This window comes from Paenibacillus sp. UMB4589-SE434, from assembly GCF_030226685.1.
Taxonomy (GTDB): Bacteria; Bacillota; Bacilli; order Paenibacillales; family Paenibacillaceae; genus Paenibacillus_B.
Genome location: NZ_JASOYK010000004.1, coordinates 404,428 through 424,044, shown reverse-complemented (window position 1 = coordinate 424,044; position 19,617 = coordinate 404,428). Strand labels below are relative to the sequence as shown.

The 19,617-nt window shown below is 41.5% G+C and carries 18 protein-coding genes; 3 read left to right on the top strand and 15 right to left on the bottom strand.

Going from position 1 to position 19,617, the window contains the following annotated elements; genetic code table 11:
• Positions 1-77 precede the first annotated feature (77 nt).
• The 4 genes from QP775_RS17180 to QP775_RS17165 form a co-directional block, all read right to left on the bottom strand.
• Complete coding sequence (locus QP775_RS17180; protein WP_285107822.1) at positions 78-728, bottom strand: amino acid ABC transporter permease; 651 nt, start codon at positions 726-728, stop codon at positions 78-80.
• On the bottom strand, positions 728-1,396 hold the full coding sequence (locus tag QP775_RS17175; RefSeq protein WP_285107819.1) for an amino acid ABC transporter permease: 669 nt from the start codon (positions 1,394-1,396) through the stop codon (positions 728-730). The genes QP775_RS17180 and QP775_RS17175 overlap by 1 nt, the downstream gene beginning before the upstream one ends.
• An 85-nt stretch (positions 1,397-1,481) precedes the next feature.
• Entirely contained in the window at positions 1,482-2,288 is an 807-nt protein-coding gene (locus tag QP775_RS17170) for a transporter substrate-binding domain-containing protein (RefSeq protein ID WP_285107817.1), read from the bottom strand.
• Positions 2,289-2,306: 18 nt separating this feature from the next.
• On the bottom strand, positions 2,307-3,035 hold the full coding sequence (locus QP775_RS17165; RefSeq protein ID WP_285107815.1) for an amino acid ABC transporter ATP-binding protein: 729 nt from the start codon (positions 3,033-3,035) through the stop codon (positions 2,307-2,309).
• A gap of 484 nt (positions 3,036-3,519) precedes the next feature.
• Here QP775_RS17165 and QP775_RS17160 point away from each other — a divergent pair, with 484 nt between their 5' ends.
• Positions 3,520-3,993 (top strand): DinB family protein, encoded by a 474-nt coding sequence (locus QP775_RS17160; RefSeq protein ID WP_239326775.1) that lies wholly within the window; start codon positions 3,520-3,522, stop codon positions 3,991-3,993.
• Positions 3,994-4,124: 131 nt separating this feature from the next.
• On the opposite strand, the gene QP775_RS17155 is transcribed toward QP775_RS17160, so the two are convergent.
• From QP775_RS17155 to QP775_RS17110, 10 genes are all read right to left on the bottom strand, one after another.
• On the bottom strand, positions 4,125-5,627 hold the full coding sequence (locus QP775_RS17155; RefSeq protein WP_285107812.1) for a thiol-activated cytolysin family protein: 1,503 nt from the start codon (positions 5,625-5,627) through the stop codon (positions 4,125-4,127).
• A 489-nt stretch (positions 5,628-6,116) separates the two neighbouring features.
• A complete protein-coding gene (locus QP775_RS17150) occupies positions 6,117-6,992 on the bottom strand; it encodes an S-layer homology domain-containing protein (protein WP_285107810.1) in 876 nt (291 codons plus the stop codon).
• Between the two features lie 404 nt (positions 6,993-7,396).
• Positions 7,397-7,705: a hypothetical protein gene (locus QP775_RS17145; protein WP_285107808.1), complete on the bottom strand. Its 309-nt coding sequence runs from the start codon at positions 7,703-7,705 to the stop codon at positions 7,397-7,399.
• A gap of 142 nt (positions 7,706-7,847) precedes the next feature.
• The gene (locus tag QP775_RS17140) at positions 7,848-8,009 is read right to left on the bottom strand and encodes a hypothetical protein (RefSeq protein ID WP_285107806.1); all 162 of its coding nucleotides are present in this window, start codon (positions 8,007-8,009) and stop codon (positions 7,848-7,850) included.
• Between the two features lie 64 nt (positions 8,010-8,073).
• Positions 8,074-8,535 (bottom strand): hypothetical protein, encoded by a 462-nt coding sequence (locus QP775_RS17135; protein ID WP_209074155.1) that lies wholly within the window; start codon positions 8,533-8,535, stop codon positions 8,074-8,076.
• Positions 8,536-8,609: 74 nt separating this feature from the next.
• The gene (locus QP775_RS17130) at positions 8,610-9,500 is read right to left on the bottom strand and encodes a tyrosine-type recombinase/integrase (RefSeq protein WP_285107800.1); all 891 of its coding nucleotides are present in this window, start codon (positions 9,498-9,500) and stop codon (positions 8,610-8,612) included.
• Between the two features lie 97 nt (positions 9,501-9,597).
• Positions 9,598-9,993, bottom strand: a complete 396-nt coding sequence (locus QP775_RS17125) for a GNAT family N-acetyltransferase (protein ID WP_285107798.1) — start codon at positions 9,991-9,993, stop codon at positions 9,598-9,600.
• Positions 9,994-10,070: 77 nt separating this feature from the next.
• Positions 10,071-10,916 (bottom strand): copper amine oxidase N-terminal domain-containing protein, encoded by an 846-nt coding sequence (locus tag QP775_RS17120; protein WP_285107796.1) that lies wholly within the window; start codon positions 10,914-10,916, stop codon positions 10,071-10,073.
• 275 nt (positions 10,917-11,191) lie between these two features.
• Positions 11,192-12,673, bottom strand: coding sequence for a DUF4179 domain-containing protein (locus QP775_RS17115; RefSeq protein ID WP_285107794.1), 1,482 nt, complete (start codon positions 12,671-12,673; stop codon positions 11,192-11,194).
• A complete protein-coding gene (locus QP775_RS17110; protein WP_285107792.1) occupies positions 12,666-13,235 on the bottom strand; it encodes an RNA polymerase sigma factor in 570 nt (189 codons plus the stop codon). Before QP775_RS17110 ends, QP775_RS17115 begins: the two co-directional genes overlap by 8 nt.
• 373 nt (positions 13,236-13,608) lie before the next feature.
• On the opposite strand from QP775_RS17110, the gene QP775_RS17105 reads away from it, so the two are divergent.
• Entirely contained in the window at positions 13,609-14,421 is an 813-nt protein-coding gene (locus QP775_RS17105; RefSeq protein ID WP_285107790.1) for a DUF4097 family beta strand repeat-containing protein, read from the top strand.
• Positions 14,422-14,863: 442 nt separating this feature from the next.
• Here the strand turns inward: QP775_RS17105 and QP775_RS17100 are convergent, their stop codons facing one another.
• On the bottom strand, positions 14,864-17,473 hold the full coding sequence (locus tag QP775_RS17100) for an adenosylcobalamin-dependent ribonucleoside-diphosphate reductase (RefSeq protein ID WP_239326745.1): 2,610 nt from the start codon (positions 17,471-17,473) through the stop codon (positions 14,864-14,866).
• Between the two features lie 357 nt (positions 17,474-17,830).
• On the opposite strand from QP775_RS17100, the gene QP775_RS17095 reads away from it, so the two are divergent.
• On the top strand, positions 17,831-19,615 hold the full coding sequence (locus tag QP775_RS17095) for a DEAD/DEAH box helicase (protein ID WP_285107787.1): 1,785 nt from the start codon (positions 17,831-17,833) through the stop codon (positions 19,613-19,615).
• Positions 19,616-19,617 lie beyond the last annotated feature (2 nt).

The window sequence follows — 19,617 nt, the reverse complement described above, 5'->3', positions numbered from 1 at the left end:
GAAATATCAGAGCGATGTTAGGAATAGGATAAGAGATTGTAAAGGCATAGTCTGAGGCTCAGGTCTATACAAAATGCTCAAACATGTTTATTTTCAAGCTTGCGCGAAGCGATCGAGAGTAAATAATTGATTGTAAAATACAGGAGGGCGGCAAACAAAAACGTCGGAATGACGTAATTAATATGATGACCGTTGATGATCTGTACATGGTTCATCAATTCCGGAAGCGCAATAACTACCGCAAGCGATGTATCTTTTAACAGCGAGATGAATTGGCTCACCATTGGCGGCACCATACGGCGCAGCGCGATTGGCAGCACAATGTGTGTAAGTGTCTGTACAGCTGTTAATCCGGAAGAACGACCTGCCTCTATTAGTCCCTTTTCGACGGAGTTTAGCCCCCCTCGTACGATTTCGGAAATCATGGCTGACTCGAAAATGACAAGCGCAATGACCGCTGCTGTAAATTTATCAAGTTTAATTCCGATCTCAGGCAGAGCAAAGTAAGTAAAAAAGATAATCAAGAGCAGTGGCAGGTTGCGGATTGTCTCTACGATAACCGCAAATAACTTCCCTAATACAGGCACTTGTGCGTATCGGACAGTACCCACAACCACGCTAATAAGAAAGCTAGCCGCAATGGAGATCAGCGCAACCTCTAACGTGATTAAAAAACCACTCAGCAAAAACTGTATATTTACCGGGGACAACGCGCCAATAAAATCCATTATGCCTCAACTCCTTTTACGTGTTGGAACCTGCGCTCCAAGTATCGGATACCGAAACTAAGCGGAATCGTCAAGATCAAGTAAAACAATGCGGCAAAAATGTAGGTGCTGAAGGTGTCAAACGTATCCGAATTAATTAAATCAGCCTGATACATTAAGTCCGATGCCGACAACACCGTAAATATCGATGAATTTTTCACCAGATTCAAAAATTGATTGCCTAACGGAGGAATAACTAATTTAATAGCTTGTGGCATAATGACATATCGCATAGCTTGAAGATAGGTTATTCCAGAAGAGCGGGCTGCTTCCATTTGACCCTTGGGAACAGATTGGATTCCAGCACGGATCACTTCCGCAATGAAAGCAGAAGTGTACACCGTCAAGGCTGTAAGTCCGGATATAAACGGCACCAAAATAGCACCCGTCAAGAGCGGAACGCCAACCAGCACAAAAAATGCGATGAGTATGAGGGGGATATTGCGGAAAAACTCAACGTAGGCGGTTCCAATCCATTGTAGTGGCTTCACAGGCGTAATGCAGATCACCGCGATAATGGCACCCAGCACAAAACTCGCAAGGAGGGAAATAACACTTGCGGCAACAGTCCCCCCCAATCCGATCAAGTAACGGTCGAGATGCTCCGTAAGAACCGAAAATTGAATCACTATATTTTGCCCTCCTAAACTTGTAGTCTTTGTTAAAAAGAAAGAGGAGAAGAGCGGCCTACGCTTATCCCCTCAACATTTAAGCTTAGTTCGGTTTTTTACCAATCCATTTTTCATAAATATGGACATACTGTCCGCTATCCTTTAGTTCTTTTAACGTATCGTTGATTAATTTCGCAAATTCTTCATCACCTTTACGGATGCCTATACCATACGGCTCTTTTGTAAAGGTCTCCTCCACCACTCGAAACTTACTATCTTGCTTAGCCATTCCATAGAGCAAGGCATTATCGGTTGTTAATGCAATGCCTTGGCCCGCTTTTAAGGCGGTAAACGCCTCCGCATAGTTTTCAAATTCCATGACTTGGGCGTCAGGCGCCGCCTCGCGAACATTTTTTGCGGATGTGGATCCCTTTGCAGTCAGCACTTTTGAATCCTTCGTTAAATCTTTGATAGAGTTGATTGCGCTGTCACTAGGCACTAGCAATGACTGGCCGGCCGTAAAGTATACATCCGAGAAATCAATTTCTTTTTTTCTCTCTTCTGTAATCGTCATCGTCGCCACAATCATATCAATGTCTCCGTTTTTAAGCATGGGGATCCGTGTTTTAGAGGTCACTTCCATAAATTCAATTGCATTTTCGTCCCCGAGAACTTTCTTGGCGATCTGCTTTGCGATATCGATGTCTAGACCCTGCACTTGTCCACTAGCGGGGTCCTTTAATCCGAATAAATTCAAATCGTACTTGACTCCTGCAATGATTTTGCCCTGCTTTTTAATTTTGGCAATCGAACCTTCGGCTTCAGATGCTTGTTTCACGCACCCTGCTAAAGCGCTTACAAGAAGTGCAACAACTAACGATAATCCGATAACTTTACCCCAACGTTTCATATCCAACTCTCCTTATGATTAGTGGTTTAATATCCGGCTGAGGAACAATCGAGCCCGCTCTTCGCATGGTTGCGTGAAAAATTGTGCTGGCTCCGCCTCTTCAATAATTCTGCCTTGATCCATAAATACAATCCGATCCGCCACTTCTTTGGCGAAACCCATCTCGTGAGTGACTACCACCATCGTCATGCCTTCCCGCGCCAGCTTTCGCATGACGTCCAGCACTTCGCCGATTGTTTCTGGATCTAGTGCCGAGGTAGGCTCGTCGAACAACATAATTTTAGGCTTCATTGCGAGTCCCCGTGCGATAGCGACCCGCTGCTGCTGACCGCCGGACAACTGGGACGGAAAAGCATTAGCTTTATCAGCGATGCCTACTTTCTCAAGGTTTAGCATTGCCGCTTCTTCTGCCTCAAACTTTGACATGCCTGCTACTTTTGTAGGAGCAAGGGTAATGTTTTGCAGTACCGTCTTGTGAGGGTACAAGTTGAAATGTTGGAACACCATCCCGATATTGCGCCGCAGATGGTTAATGTCGATAGATTTGTCATTTACACGCATACCGTCAACAATCAATTCACCGTCAGTAACCAACTCCAAGCGGTTAATACAGCGTACCAATGTACTTTTTCCAGATCCGCTCGGGCCGATCACGACGACAACCTCACCTTGTTTGATCGATAAATTAATATCTTTCAGCACATGATAAGGACCGTAATGCTTATTAATCTGATGGAAATGAATCATCCCTGTCCCCCTCTCCTTCGAATGAAATAGGTGGTTATTCAAAGTTAATCGGGTACCCACGAAAACCTACAGAATCCGACAGAATTAAATATTTAAAATTAGAATTTATCTACTAAACATTCGGACAAATAAAAAAAGCCCCCCGTATTCACCACTGTAGGCAGAAAAAATTGCATATGGATGGCTGTTAATATATTGCGAATTTACTTATCAAATTGATGATGTTAAATTTCATTGGCTGATATTAGACAAACAGGAACGTTTGTTCTATAATTAGAGAAGCCTATCTCGCTTGGTTTCCCCATTTTGACAGCAAGGAAGAGGAGAATACAGCGTCAGATAAGATAAATATAGGGGTCACCTTTTGTCTTTCACTGTAAATGAGACTACTACTAAATTTATACAGGTATCCTTTTCATCGCGAATGAACGACTATCTATGATAAGAGATGAAATTCAGAAATATTTAATAAGGAGCGATTGAGTTGGTAACGTTGTTTCAGTATAACTGGATGGTACGAGATGAATGGTTTGAGCTGTGCAAACAAATTCCAATGGAGGAATTGCTGCGTAATCGAATTGGTGGGGTAGGCAGCATTCTTCATACACTTTTCCATATTTCAGACGTGGAGTATAGTTGGATTCGTGGAATACAAGGGAAGCCAGACATTCAAGTGCAGTATGAGAACTATAATTCACTTCAACAAGTAAAGGAACTTTCCGATTCTTGGGTAAATGAAACACAGGTATTCCTGAATACATGGTCCAATGATTTTGATAACGAGGTTGTGACTGTTCCCTGGACTGAAGAATGTTATACCAAGGGTGAAATTTTGCGTCATGTCATTGCACATGAAATTCATCATATGGGTCAACTATCCATATGGGGCAGAGAGATTGGAATTAAACCAATATCAGCCAATGTAATCGGTAGAGGTTTGTTTCAAAATGTAAAATGAACGTTGAATGATAGTTAGATTTGCCGCCAATATTGTGAGCGGTTTTCTTTTGGTCAATCACCAACAATAAAAGAAAACATACCTTACAAAAAGAAAATCTCCCTATCAGAAAGGGAGATTTTCAGAAATGACTATTGGCTGATGGATGTTGACGGATACAACGTTGTTCCCCAAATCGAAACTTGTATATTGCTGGTTAACGGAACGTTCGTTTCATCTATAATGGTTCTCCACCATTCCCAGGCAAGACCCGTGCATTCTTTTGCAAAGATTTTTATGTTCTTGGCATTAGGCGGAAGTGGAATCTCTGTCGAGAAGTGAGCTGTTCTATTTCGGCCACTTCCTTCCCATGTTTTATGAGTAATGATTTCTTGTCCATTTTCGTCATACGTAAACTCATCCCAAGACACTTCAAATTGAGCTACATACGCGCCACTATGATCAAGTGTTATTTTACCTTTTGTATATTCTGTCGTTTTTGTTTCGATATACTCGGTATTGTTATGAACCGCTGCAATGGAATTGTCTTTCAAGAAGACACTAGTATAAGAAATAGGATAAGCTGGGTTGTTACTGCTGAACTGTGCATTGTCCTTGATGACACTTTGAATGACATTGAAGTCTTTAGTGACGACTTGGTTATGTGTTTGTGCATCGCCGCCTAATACAACAGCAGTAAACGAACTGTTTTCATAAATATCTTTGTACTGGCCACTGGTTTGAACGCTAGGATTGTTAAGCAATAATTTAAATGCGGTTTGAACATCACTGCTCTTTGAGGTCGTCTCTAATTTTACGTAGATGGTTCTGCCATAAGATACGTTAGACACCATGAGTGGCGGGGTCTCGTTGCTTACTCCTTTTCGGACCAATTCAGCAAACGTTACACTGTTGTCAAACAACTCCGATGGGTTGTTAGGAAGTGCTGCGCTGACAGTATAGAAGATTTGCTTATAAGCGGCAATCATCACTTTTTTCTCGCCGCTAGCGACCGCATTAAAGTCGATTCCAAGCGTGCCGTTAAGCACTTGAGCGTTCACATTTAGTGCACTCGAAATTTGATTTTTGCTATAAACCATAGATTCTGCATACTGTAATCTTGCAGGCAGTGTATGCGTACCAGAGTACTTCTCACCCCATGTCGACACGAGCTGATCAACGGCCCCAGATACGCTGCTGTAATTCGGATTTTGAACCGCGATTGTATTTTCATTCTTCAAACCGGGCAGATCAATGCTAATATCTAACGGTTGTCTCTTTGCCATAAGCAGACTAGGCTGGTTATCCGCAAAATCCTGATTTGCCAGCTGTATAGCACCTGGATAAGTTCGATTTGTGATGGAATCAATAATGGAGATATCTACGGGTGAAGTTGTGAGTGACTTTTTATCCCGTTCAACTACAATAAATTTACCATTGGATTGACGACCTTCTTTAGGAACAAAACTACTGATTTGATCCCCTTTTACAGCCAAGACTTCATTGCGATTGTAAGTAAGTCCCGCGATCCCACTGTCAATATCATGGAGTTCGTTTGGTGCTGCGAAGGAAATACTCGAATAAGTGAACACCTGTAAACTGACTAATAGACTGACAAGCCACTTTCTTCCTTTTCTCTTTTTCGGAATTGTCATAAAAACTTCCCCTTTTTTGTGTAAAATAGTCTTGCTGTACTAGTTTTATCGGTATTTTGATATCAAATTATTATATTTTTATATGAACATATGTAAGTAAATATACCCAATCCATTTCATTACAAATGATTGCGTCGCTAGCTTTTGTCTGAACTGGTCCTGGGCTAGCTTGTTGTCCACAATTTTTTTGAATTACACTATCAATACATAACTGCTCAACAATTATGAGTTCAATTTTCTAGCCTATACTGACGTGAGGTGTCAGTGACAAGAAATTGGGAGCATAAAACAAAAAAACCGCGATTTACGCGGCTTGTAATGTCTCCATGTTTTTATCATTCGCACAGAGCTGTATTATTGTTCATTTTCCTTTTACCCTTTCCCAAAAATAATGACTTATTGGTTTATATGACTATTCGAGGTTGTATTCAACATTCCTATCCGGTAGCTTAACAAAATGAGCAGGCTTCGACAGCCTGCTCAACAATATTAACCTTGGAATGGATCTGTGGGTCTTACTACCCCAAGTACAGCTTTGTAGTCTGAAGGTATATAAGTCACGGCTTTCAATTCAGTGATGACTTGCATGTACATTTTGTCAGGATCAGGCTGCACGACTCTATATTGAATAGTCGCTACACCTTTCGAGAATTGGATGCCCGTGATCTCGAGTCCATATCCAGAGTGAGGAGCTAGGGCGGATAACGTAACTCGGGTGACAGAATTCGTTTCTTTATCTGAAGTGATTTTTACTTGGTTGAGCTCGGAAGTATCAGGTGTTAGCGGTTTTGTATTTTTAATGAATTTTAACGTTTTGCGGATCATATCGGCAGCTTCTGCGCGGGTGATATAGCTTTTAGGGTAGAAGCGATGCTTGCTGTCTAGGGAGACGATCTTAGCAATGAGCAGCTTCTGAATACTATCCATGTATCCGTTTGTCACTTGGTCGGCATCCGAAACGCTTTGGAAAGTTTCGATCCATGCATAATTTCCTTGATAGCTCAGTTCCCCAAATAGCCATTTGGCGAATTGCTCCCGGGTGACTTTAGCGGAAGGATTAATATCTTTCGCAACACCAAGTCCGTTAAATTGAGCGATGATGAAGTATTCCGCGTATGAAGAGGTGTTTTTAATCTTCGTATAATAGTCGGCTGCCTCCGGTTTCTTGATAAATTTAATATTGTCGATGTTTAAATCCAAGCCTTTTACGATCATAGTCACTGCTGTTGCCGCGTTCAAGCTTTCTTTCCCGTCTTGTTTACTCTGATTGTTCCCTTTATGAGCAAAAGCAGATCCGCTAATGCCCATGCTGAAGATGGCGATTAACATGAGTAGAATCAGTGGTTTTTTCATTACATTTCTCATCTTTTTTCCCTCCGCATATCTTTTATTCTTCCCCTAGACGTGAATGTACTGAAAATGTTACAAAGATGGAAAAATAATAATTTAGCGTTTTGAGAGAAAGGCTCTGGATACACATATTGATTATGTACCTTAAAAACGATTCAACGCCTGGCGAAGGCAGTAATCTGGCGAATTGAGACAGCGACAGCCAAGGACTAGAAAATAAGGTCCTAGCCTGTCGCTATTTCATTGAACTAACGTGTCCCGTTAGCTTAAAAACAATTGGGACTTACTTATCCATTTTCATTTGCAAAAGTTGCTCTTCTTCGAACGTATTCATTTTCATCTTGCAAAAATTTATTTAAGAGTTCTTGTACTTCATCGTCCCTGTCCTTAATTTCCCCAAGTCCATACGCTACTTGCCATCATGCTTCGTAATCTTCATACGTGGGGGCTCTATATGCCAGATGTTTTAACGCCTCTGGGTAATTAATAAGTGACTGTAAAACATTTTCAACTTCATTGTCTCTTGCCAATGAATAAAGCAACAATTCGTAATCATCTTGCTCCAATTCATTAATGGGGACATTCCGTAATACTTCATTAATAGCGAGATAAATTCTATCCCATTGAAGATAATCCGTTTCCCATTCTTTACTCTTGTCATTTACTTCATTTGCCCATTTTTTAAACGAGTTGATTTCATAGGCAAGATTCTTTAAATGCTTATTCATCAAATCATTCCCTTTAATCGCATTATTCTGCTTGAAAGTTTGAAATAGGCAGCTGATTTTGGCCAGCTGCCTTTATACCATTATTCAACTATCGTTTCCCGTTAGCGTAATGGTTCAACTAACAAAAAGCATTTCTTAATGATTAGAGTAATGCTTTTTTGTTCGAGTTTGACTTTACGCGTTTGATTTTCTTATTGTAAAGAACTATATTTCCATCATGCAAATCCACAAAATGATTACTATCTGTTTCAATGTTATTACTTGTATTTCCCAATTCTAATTGTTTTTCAAACTCAATGAGCATTTTTGCAACTCCTATTCTATAGAAAATACAAATTTTCAAAACTATAAATACTTATTTTATTCAATCAATCCATCCATTCAATATATGAATGCTCATATGGCAAGTCCGTTTCTTTCATATCGTAATGTACAATGCCTGTCTTTCTATTTGTGTTATCCTTATTAGCATCTAAATATTTATCCCTAAATAAATATCGCTGATATTCAAGTTCAGCTTCTTCCCATTGTTTTTCCGATATAGTTGGGTGTTCTGACTTTAGAATAGCTAACTTTTTAAGCTCTCTTTCTCCACAGTAATCTGAACGGAAAAGGATGTCAGGATAATCATTCTCGCAACAATACCTATAATATTTTTCGCTTTCTATTTCAATAGTTAAAAATTCATTGCTCGCTGGAATAATTTCAAATACATGAGTGGTAGCATCTATAAAAGATATATGGTCAAAGTGAATCAACATATTATCATAATCTGCAAAACCGCTGTAATAGTGGCTGTATATTTCATAAATATAATAAATTCTATCCAAACACTCACCACCCGAAAATATTCACTTACTTCGTTATATTATACACCATTTAGAATTTGGAAAATTCCTGCCCTTTAGTTGAACGGCGGCGGAATTCTAAATGGGATCCGCCGCCATGAATACTTAAAAGAACCGTCGATAAAGCTCTCTCCGACGTTCGCTGCGGAGCTGTGCGTAAATTTGAGTGGTCGATGCTTTCTCATGACGAGCACGCCTTGGATGAAATCTAAGGGGGCACCGTTATCAAGGAGCTGGCATGCATAAGTATGCCGAAAGCGATGCGGGTATACGCTCGCTTCAATTTCTCCCCGGTCTGCAAGCCGTTTTAAGGCCCATCTAATCATAGGTATAGTCATTCGTTTTGTTGGATGCGTATCGGTAACAAACAAGGCTTTGCAGGAGTCCTCACGGCTGGCCAGGTACTTCTTTAACCATACTTTGCACTCTGTCGTAAAATAAACTTCTCTTTGCTTCGATCCCTTGCCATTAACAATTGCTGAACAGTTCTCCCAGTTAAGATCCTCGATGTTAATCTTCTCCACCTCTCCAACACGGCAGCCGGTGCTGTACAGAAACTCCAGCAGCGCTCTTTCCCTGAGTGACTGACAAGAGATCTTTAAGTGGATGACGTCTTCCTCAATCAAAAATTTTGGAATGCGCTTATCTAATTTCGGTTCTCTTAATTTTAGAGAAGGATTTGAAGTCAGATACGTCTCTTCATAAGCGTAACGGAAAAGACAACGAACAAACCGAATGCGATGACCCAGGCTGCTTGGCTTCAAACGATCAGCTTGTTTTGCCAAGTACTCCTTCAGCACGGTTAACGTTACCTCTGTGATATCGAGATTACCAAGCTCTTGCATCAACATTTTGTGCTGAAGGGCGTATGCTTTTAAAGTTCTCGTACTGAATCCTTGAATGCGCTTGTCAGCTTCATACAACCTCCACAGCTCATATAATTTCATAACAAAACCTCCCTATAGAAGCTATTAAATCTAGTTTGCTTCTAAGGAGAGGTTTTAATAATCAGCAGGGCGTGTTGAACTATCGTGTCCCGTTGGTTTAATCTTTCCTCCTCCATAATCCCCCAGAGCAGGGAGTGAACCCACTCCTTATATAAAAGGATGTATGTTTTGAATCGTATGTCAATGTTATAATCTCTAACCCAACACGTTCTGCCTCTTGAAGTAATTTCCTAACTAAGGATTCGCCAATTCCTTCTTTCTGAAACTCCGGATGTACAATTATGTCTTCCATGTACCCGTGTTGTAACCCCATCCCGGCAACATAGCCGAAGGCTATAAGCTGATTTTGTTCATCTCTGAGACCAGCCCAAAAGTTACAACGTTCGAATAATGTTGGATAGTCTGAATCTCTGCCGTCCCAACCAACAAGTTCCCTCAAATTAGGAACTTCATTCGCTGCTATTGGCAGATTAATTTTTATCTCATGCTTCAATTTATTAATCTCCCTTGTTTTTTCTAAAATTTATTCTACATGATCTTGAAACTATCCTGCTCGTTAGTTCGATACAATTAAACAACATTATTGCTGATCACCTTTAGAAATCCGTTCTTTTCGGCCGTATTTATCATCTGACGAATGGAATCTATTGCGGCATTGCTAAACATATACCATTGGTCTTCGGAAGCGTCATAAATCAATACGTCTGGGAATCCTGATAGCAACTCATCTGGGAATGCATTAACTAAACTATAGATATCATATTGTTTTACGCTATTTCCCTTTTCGTCCCCAAAATTATACTGCCCATTTTTATAATAAGAGCCAGGTGTATCAAGATTACCCCTCCAAGAGTAGCTGACAGGAGCTTTTATCTTTGCACCCTTGTTTCTTGAAATAAGTTGATAAATGGCTTCATTATACGCATTCCCATTTATTTGTTGGACTACGCCGCCCATCGCCATATGGTATTCATATTGCAATGCTTTTATTTTTGCACCATCAACGACCAATGGCTTGGTGTCTACAGTGACTATAGAGTTGTTGTAATCGACATTACACCCAAACGTTTCTGCGATAAAACGAAGGGGTACGATGACACGATTATTTTTTACATATGGTTTTACATCAAGAGTTATCTTTTCACCGTTCTTCTTCGCTGCAGTGCTGTTAGGAGTTATAATTACTTTCAGATTGTCTTTCGAAAGCGTAACTTCGGAATTCGACCAATCGACATTAGCCCCAAAATTTTCGCTAATAACACGTAGCGGTACCATTGTGCGGTTGTTCTTAAATTCGGGCTCCACATCAGATACGACAGAAATACCATCAACTTTTATTTGAGTATCTGCTGCATAAGTAGTCAATGCACTACATAAGAGAATGGCAAGAACAGCACCAAAGATAAGCTTTTTCAAAATTTATATCACCTTTCTTGGATCTATTAGTATTAAATATTAAACATCAATTCGCACTGGAAGTTTGGAGAGTCAATTTATCTTTGTTCCACTGCGTTATCCTGCCCGTTAACGCAAAGCGGCTGCCGATCTATTGCCGGCAGCCGCTTCTTAGTTATTTATTAACCAACGTGTCCCGTTAGTTGAACAACTGCGATTTTTCATTTTACCCTTAATTATATATATTTGGTATTACAACCCTTTATATAAATGCTTTTCTCGCTTCTATTTTCTTCTTATTTGTCCTCTTTTGGCATTGGCAAAGGTACTTTCCAATTCAGTTCATAACTCTTTTCTGCCAATTCTGAAGTAAGACTGAGCTTTTGAGGGAGTTCTCTCATTTCATAACTTTGCAATTTTATTCGGATATGGTTTCTACCTTGTTCATCCTTTCCTATCATTTTAAAATCTCCACCTGTTACATTGTATACTTTGCCCTGTTCATCTTTTATAGTCCAACCAAAACGATTAATAATTGTATTTGTGTCATCATCCATTAAAATCGTATCTGCTAGTCTAATATATGATATATCCTTTAAATAAGCCTCTAGTAAAATAGTAGCGTGCTTCTCATTCTTTGGAGATGCTTCATTTAACGGTTCGTCAAAGGTTACTGACATGATCTCTATCGTTTTGCCATCCTTATCTACTCTTACAGGTTTATCGGCAAGCTGTTTTGGTTCAAATGATACGCCTAGCTCATACGGTTCTATTTTTTCTAAAGAATCCAATACGAGCATATATTGATGATCTGGAGACAATGGAGCAAATCCATATTTACGATTAGAATGACCGTATTCCCCCACGGTCTTGCGTGGAGTATCAAGCGCCCTAGTTAGATCGTTTACTTTCTCTCCTTGTTCATTTTCAACATGAAAATTCAGTTTAAAATCATCATAGCGAACATAAGGATCAATTGAATCTACTTTTCCTTTCACCTGTTTACTTTCCTGTACTAATTTTTTCTTTGCCTCTTCCGTCCATTTCGTTTCATAATCCACACGAGCAGCAGTCGGTGAATGCATAATGCTGTTTAGTTTGATTTGCAATCCCTGTGGTGTGGTATACGTCTTATCGATTGCTAGCACCTTTGAAGCCTTAGTTGTTTTTTCTAAATCAAATGGAACCTTTAAGGCCCAATTTCCCTTAACAGAGTCAATCTGAGTTCCCTCGAACTGTAATAAAAGCTTCTGTTCTTCTGTTTCCCCGGGTTTATTTAGAGTGAGATATCCATAATTTTCATGTTTTTGTACCCCATACGTTTTAGTTTCTTTAATTACATTCCCTTTCAAATCTGTTACCTCTACGTTACTTATCTGAAGCTTATCTGGATGAATAAAGTTCTTTTGCTGATCCTTGATCGAATAAACGGCCACAATTCTCATTGGATCAGCCAATACCTCCTCTATTTCAAGAGTATAGCCCTGATCAGTAACAAAGGCATTTACCTTCTGTGAAAAACCCTCCTGTGCTGCATATTGCAGTTCTTTATCAGAACCATCAAATAACGATTTAACGTAGGCCGCAAAGGTAGGACTCACCGAAATCGTTAAAAGCAAAGCGCAGCTAATTGAGACTGGAAGTACAAAATTTCCTAGTAAACGCGACCTTTTTCTTTCATAGGTTACCACTTGGTCTGGCATCACAAAATCAGGCTGATCTAATTCGCCAGCTACCTTTTTTAGAGTTTGTGTAATCTGTTTATCAAGATTATTCATGCATAATCACTCCCAGCTCGGTAAATACCTGTTTTTCATTCCTAACTTGTATTTGTTCAGCAATTATCTTTCTGGCCTTATGCAGCCTTGATTTTACCGTACCCTCGAACACACCCAGGATTTTTGCAATTTCAGCTATACTAAACTCCTCATAATAGTAAAGAATAACTGCAGAGCGATGCTTCGGCGTCATCAACTGGATCGCTCGCCAAATCTGTTGCTCTTTCTCCTTTTGAAGGATAGTCTCCAATGGGTTTTGCCCAGGATCAATAGAGTCCATATATTCTTCCGTTTTTTTCTTTCTACGCACCATATTAAGTGCACGATGTGTCACAATTTTTATAAACCAAGCTCGAAACGATGTCCCTTTTCGCTTATCATATCGATTAAGTGATTTATACGCTTCCAATAGTGCTTCTTGCACGGCATCCTGAGCTAGATGGTAATCATGGACGATCAAATAAGCGACTCGAAATGCACTAGTTAAGTGAGGTTGAACAAGTGTTTCAAAATCAACGGGATCTCCCTCCTTGAATATTGGAAGATGATTACTTTCTTTCACTTCAAAGACCTCCTTGTTTATCCTTTCACTACTTATTCACCAGTTCTCGGGTTTTGGTTCATAAAAAGAGATAAAAACTTTTCCCTCACTTGGGTGAACTGCTACTTGCGAGGTTATCAATAAATTTCCCCATTAAATCACATATACTTTGCGAGTGGTGTCAGCCAAATAAAAGGTTATCTTCTCAACATCTGAGCTTCGATTCATCGTGTGCCCCTAGTTTGAAGAAGGAGGCTTTCCCTAGACATAAGTCCAGTTCTTGTTCAAACCAAAGGCCGTTACCAAATCTTTCTGACCACTGTACGATTAATATACAAACGGATGAAATGATTACGATCTGTTTAACATACGCAGAAGAAAGGAAGATAAACGTTTGAACAACAATATGAAAATAGCTATGATTCTCCTGGCCACTGCCAGTATCGGACTCGCCGGATGTACGAAAGAATCCTCCGTCAATAGTACACCAAGTTTGTTCCAGCAAAACTCTTCTATATCGACAAACACAATTGTAAATTCAGAAACATCGGACATTAAAAATGTTTCGCATGCAGTAAAAGGAGATATTTCTCCAATAGATGTAACTAACATTCATTCCCTAAAAATTCAGAGTAGCGCTGCCATAGTTACAGTCAAAGGCGACAAACAAATCAATCAAGCAGAATTGGAATTATTCAAGGACAATTCACAAGGTATGGATACCAACGTGACTACGTCCATCCAAGATGGAGCATTACAGATTATACTTGAAAATAAACAAAAGATCATAAATACGGGGCCATTACCATCTTTAACGATTCGTCTTCCGTATAAAGAATTCAAGTCTCTTGAGATAGACAATAAATTTGGCAACATATCCGTTGAGTCAGAATTGTCGGTCCAACACTTAAATGTGAGCAGCAGTGCCGGCGACATTACTGTAACTGACGTGATTGGTATGGAAAGCAGTAACATATCTACTGACGTTGGTAACGTCGAATTCGCTTTACCTGATCAACCAGCACCTCTATATGTAAATCTATCAACAAAAATAGGAACTATTGATAATCAGGTTGCTCTTGAAAAAGCAACAAATACCAAAAAGGTTGTTTCCAAAGAACTCCATGGATATGTTGGTAAGGCTCAGTCTGAAAGTGCAACGCTCAACATTTCCACACAGGTGGGCGAAATTCTGTTCAAAAATTAAGTGTCATCATCCTACCAGGCTTGCCTAATCATGATCAGGCGGCCTGGTATTGTTAGCTAAGGTTCTTCATATATTGCAATACACGATATACATAGTATTTATATAATAATAGATAAGTTACATTGCTAAATCTTTTTGTCGAGTATCTTCAAATCAATTTCAACATACATATCCAACATAAAAATCACCTCTAAGAAAAACTAACGAGGTGATTTTTATCAAACCTTATTTTTAACAATCAATCTTTTTTACGAAGCTACAGTAAGATCCACAGTAAGTTTTAATTGACAATTCTGCTTATCTGCACAAAATGTATATTCACACATCTTAATGTAAAATAAATTTGTACTTTTATTGATCTAACTCTAGCAGTAGTTATGATCATTTTTGCAGATCTAGTGATTCCTCACATCCAATGAGATTCGATTAAGCATGTTCACACTTAATTACAGCGACTGTACCCACAATTCGTGCACGTCTTGCAGCCCTCGACGTTTAACAGCGAGGCCGATCCGCACGAAGGGCAGAGATCACGCGTCTCCACGCGTACCTGCGTATTCGTTGCGAGTGCCTCTGTCGGCAATATTTTCGCTGCAGCCTGCGACGAAGCCACAGGTGCTTCAATCGTAGCAGCTATAGGCGCAGTCGTAATCACTGCGGCTGTGACGCTGCTCTCAGCAAGGTGCGTTTCCAGCGCCTTCGCCACTGCGTCGGCAATAGACTCGACGCGGTTTACACCGAAGCCAATTGCACCGGAACCGCCGATGCCTTTTAAGTGCTTAATCAGCAGCTCAACCTTATTGCCATGGTCGCCATAACGCAAGAACAAGGAGCAGACGCGCCCAAGTGCTTCTGCCATTGCAAACACATCGGAGCCGGCTTTGCCTACATTTAAGAAGATTTCTACAGGTGTATCTTCATAATCGTTAATCGTAATATACGCCATGCCGAATGGCGTGTTGATTTTGTACGTCGCACCGCGAAGCACTTGTGGACGACGCATGTAGCCTACAGTGCCTGTAGCCACTTCCGCAATGGTCGCATCAACTGGAGCCTCTGCCGACACAGCAATAGACTTGTCATCCGACAAGAGTTCTGCATCTGCCGTCTTCTCTTCCTTCTTCTGTGTCGTCAACACCTGAACATCACGACTGCCGTCGCGGTAAATCGTTACCCCTTTGCAGCCGAGGTCAAATGCGAGCTCATATAAGCGTTTTGTCTCCTCCACAGTAAAGTCATGCGGACAGTTCGCCGTCTTCGAGATTGAACTGTCGACCCAGCGCTGAATCGCTGCTTGTGCACGAATATGGTCTTCCGCAGACAGATCCATCGCTGTAATGAAGTAATCCGGCAGTTCTTGTCCCGGATTAGCATCGAGCCATTGCTGTGCAATTGGCACAAACTGCTCGTCAAATCCAAGCCGGCTTTGACGGAAATATTTAAATGCAAAGTAAGGCTCGATACCTGTAGAAGTCCCCACCATAGTACCGGTAGAACCTGTTGGCGCTTGTGTAATGACGGTTACGTTGCGCATTCCCTTATCCTTAATCGCCTGCCCCACTTCAGGGAAGGAATCGATCATGGTCTTCATAAATCCGCTTTGTACATACAAATCCGCGTCAAAGGCCTTAAATGAACCTTTCTCTTCTGCAATCTCGGCCGATGCCAAGTACGATTCACGGGCAATAAAGCCATATATCCGATCGAGAAACTCTAGTGATTCCGCACTGCCATAACGAATGCCGAGTTTGATCATTAGCTCTGCAAGTCCCATAGAGCCAAGGCCAACACGCCGCTCTGTCTGCTGATTCTCGCGGTTCTTCTCAAAATGATATGGTGTCTTGTCGATTACATTATCCAAGAATCGAACGGCATCCCGTGTAACCCGTGCCAGCTCATCCCAAGCAACATCGTGATGTTTTTCGTCATAGAACTTCGACAAGTTAAGAGCCGACAAGTTGCAAACTCCCCAAGCCGGCAGGCCTTGTTCCCCGCATGGATTCGTACAGATGATTGGGTTAAAATACCAACTGTTTGACATTTGGTTGTAGTATTCCATAAATACGACTCCCGGCTCGGCCGATTTCCAAGCGGATTCAATAATCGTATGCCAGATCTCCCTGGCCCGTACAGTGCGATAAGGAATAACGGGCTTGCCCGCTTGCTTCCATTTATCGAGATCGCCGTCCCAGATCTCATCATAGTCAGGATCAGACGTATCCGGAAATACCAATTCCCAATCTAGATCTTCCTTTACAGCCTTCATAAAAGCGTTGCTGACACAGACAGACAAGTTGGCATTCGTGACTTGACCAGCCGTCTGCTTTACGGTAATAAAATCGAGGACATCCGGGTGCCAATCATTAATCATAAGCATCAGCGCACCGCGGCGACTGCCGCCCTGTTCGATCAAGCCTGTCGTATAGCTGAACAAGCCTCCCCAGGATACCGAGCCGCTAGAAGAGCCATTTACTCCGCGAACAATGGCACGGTGCGGACGTAAAGAACTCAAATTAATTCCAACGCCACCTCCACGTGCCATAATCTCTGTCATCTCCGACAGTGTCTCCATAATGCCCCCGCGGCTGTCTTTAGGCGATGGAATCACATAACAATTAAATAACGTCAGTTCCTCGCTAGCCCCGGCACCAGCCGCAATTCGGCCTCCAGGAACCAGCTTCCAATCATCCAGCATATATCTGAAACGATCCGTCCACTCTGCTTGTTTCTCCGGTGTTGCTTCTACTGATGCCATCGCAGCCGCTAACCGATCCCACATTTCTTCAGGTGTCTTCTCGATTGTAAGCGTTAATTTCTCCACCGTTGTGTGCACAATTTCGCCGCTCCGTGTCTTCACGGACACGTGCCGTCCATCGCGGGCTATGACCTCACCGACTTCCTTCGCGGGAAACTTGGGATCATCCTTTGTTAATACAAGAACGATGTCTCCGATCTGTGTATGATTCGTATCCGCATCTTTCCAAGCATATCGATCCAAAAATATTTTCTCGCTTAGCCCTTCCAAGCGCTGTGTTTTCTTTATAGATTCCAATAAAAACAACCTCCTGTACCATGAATTTCACGAATTGAACACACATCATTCTTATCTGACAACGTATGTAAAATACACAACATATAGTATGCGTTGATCATTTTACTACACAACATATAGAAATACGAATTCTAAAACGAGGATATTCTTGAAAGAAACCACTTCGTCTCCCCCTTCGCTTATCCTCTCTCTATCATTCTCTTTTATTCGACAGTTTTGGGATTTGACATGCACGGTGACAACTTGGCATCTATTGTGTATTTATACTTCGCCAAAGATGTCAAAAGTTATGATTTGTATAAATATAGACCATACTAAACGTACACTACACCGCACCAAAGCAAGGAGGTCCACCTCATGAACAATGAAAAAATGCCATTAAGCGCGGATGAACACGTACCGTTTCACTTTGACCGCAGTTGGATGGAGACGATGCAGTCACGTATCGATCGCAATGGCCCGTGGGATGACTGGACATTGTTCCAACTTGCTTATGAAGCGGAGCAAGCTAAGCTTATCCGATCTTTTGACGAACTGCAGTGCTTAACACACTTGACGAATGTCGAACCTTTGCCACACCAACTCTCTACCGCTCGTAAAGTGCTTCACGAGATGCGCGGACGTGCGATTCTTGCAGACGAAGTGGGCCTTGGCAAGACAATTGAAGCAGGGCTTGTTATTAAGGAATATATGATCCGAGGACTCGTAAAACGTGCCCTTATTCTGGTACCCGCTTCACTGGTGCTGCAATGGGTACGCGAGCTTAACCATAAGTTTGGCATACCTGCCGTAGCCCAGAAGAAAGAGTATCATTGGCATTCCGGTGTCGTAGTTGCATCCATGGATACGGCTAAACGCGATCCACACCGTTCCATCTTGCTGGAGCAGGAATATGACATGCTTGTGATCGATGAAGCTCACAAACTAAAAAATCGCAAGACAACTAACTATCAATTTATTACTCAGCTGCGAAAAAAATATTGCCTGCTGCTTACGGCTACACCAGTGCAGAACGATATGAATGAGTTATACAATCTCATTACGCTCCTGAAGCCTGGCCAATTAGGCGCCCAAGGAGATTTTAGCACCAACTATGTGACCGATAAACGTGTTCCTAAGAACGAGACGGTGCTTCAATCCGAGCTGTCAAAAGTGATGATCCGCAACAGGCGCGGAGAAGGCAATGTTCATTTTACGAAACGTATCGTTAAAAATGTACCCTTGACACTCTCAGCGGACGAGAAAGCATTATACGATGGCGTAACGCAGTTTATTCGGGAACAATACCAGACCAATGCTGGCGACTTTGGCAGCATGTTCTCTTTGATCACGTTGCAACGTGAAGTCTGCTCCAGCAGAGACGCCGTATTTTTAACATTAGTCAATCTGTCTAAGAAATTAGCAGAGGATTCCCCGGTTCGCGAACGAATATGGGATCTAGTAGACCTCATAAAACGAATCAAATCCAACACAAAAGCCGAAACTGCGATGGAATTAATCCGTGGCATGAACGATAAGGTCATCCTATTTACGGAATATCGTGCTACGCAAGAATACTTGCTGCAATATTTCCGTGAACGAGGACTCGTCGCTGTACCCTATCGAGGTGGAATGAACCGCGGCAAAAAGGATTGGATGATGGACCTGTTTCGAGGACGCGCTCAAGTGATGATCGCTACAGAAGCCGGTGGAGAAGGCATTAATCTGCAATTTTGCCACCATATGATTAACTTTGATCTACCCTGGAATCCGATGCGGGTGGAACAGCGCATTGGCCGAGTCCATCGACTTGGACAGACACACGACGTCAAGATTTATAATTTGTCTACCCAAGGTACGATTGAGGAACATATTTTGAACTTGCTGCACGAGAAGATCAATATGTTTGAAATGGTTATTGGCAGTTTGGACATGATCTTGGAACGGTTCGAGGAGCAGGATAGTTTGGAACGAAGTTTGTCCCGTATTTTGCTGGAAGCTGACAATGAAGAAGAGGTTCGCAAGCAGGTTAATTCACTTGGCCAATCCCTTAATGATATCCGAACACGGCTGCATAATGAGGCCGATACAACTGACAGCGGAAAGCAGCAGCGTGAAGTACAGTCATTTCTACAACGATTTGGCACGGAAGCGGAGGCATAGTT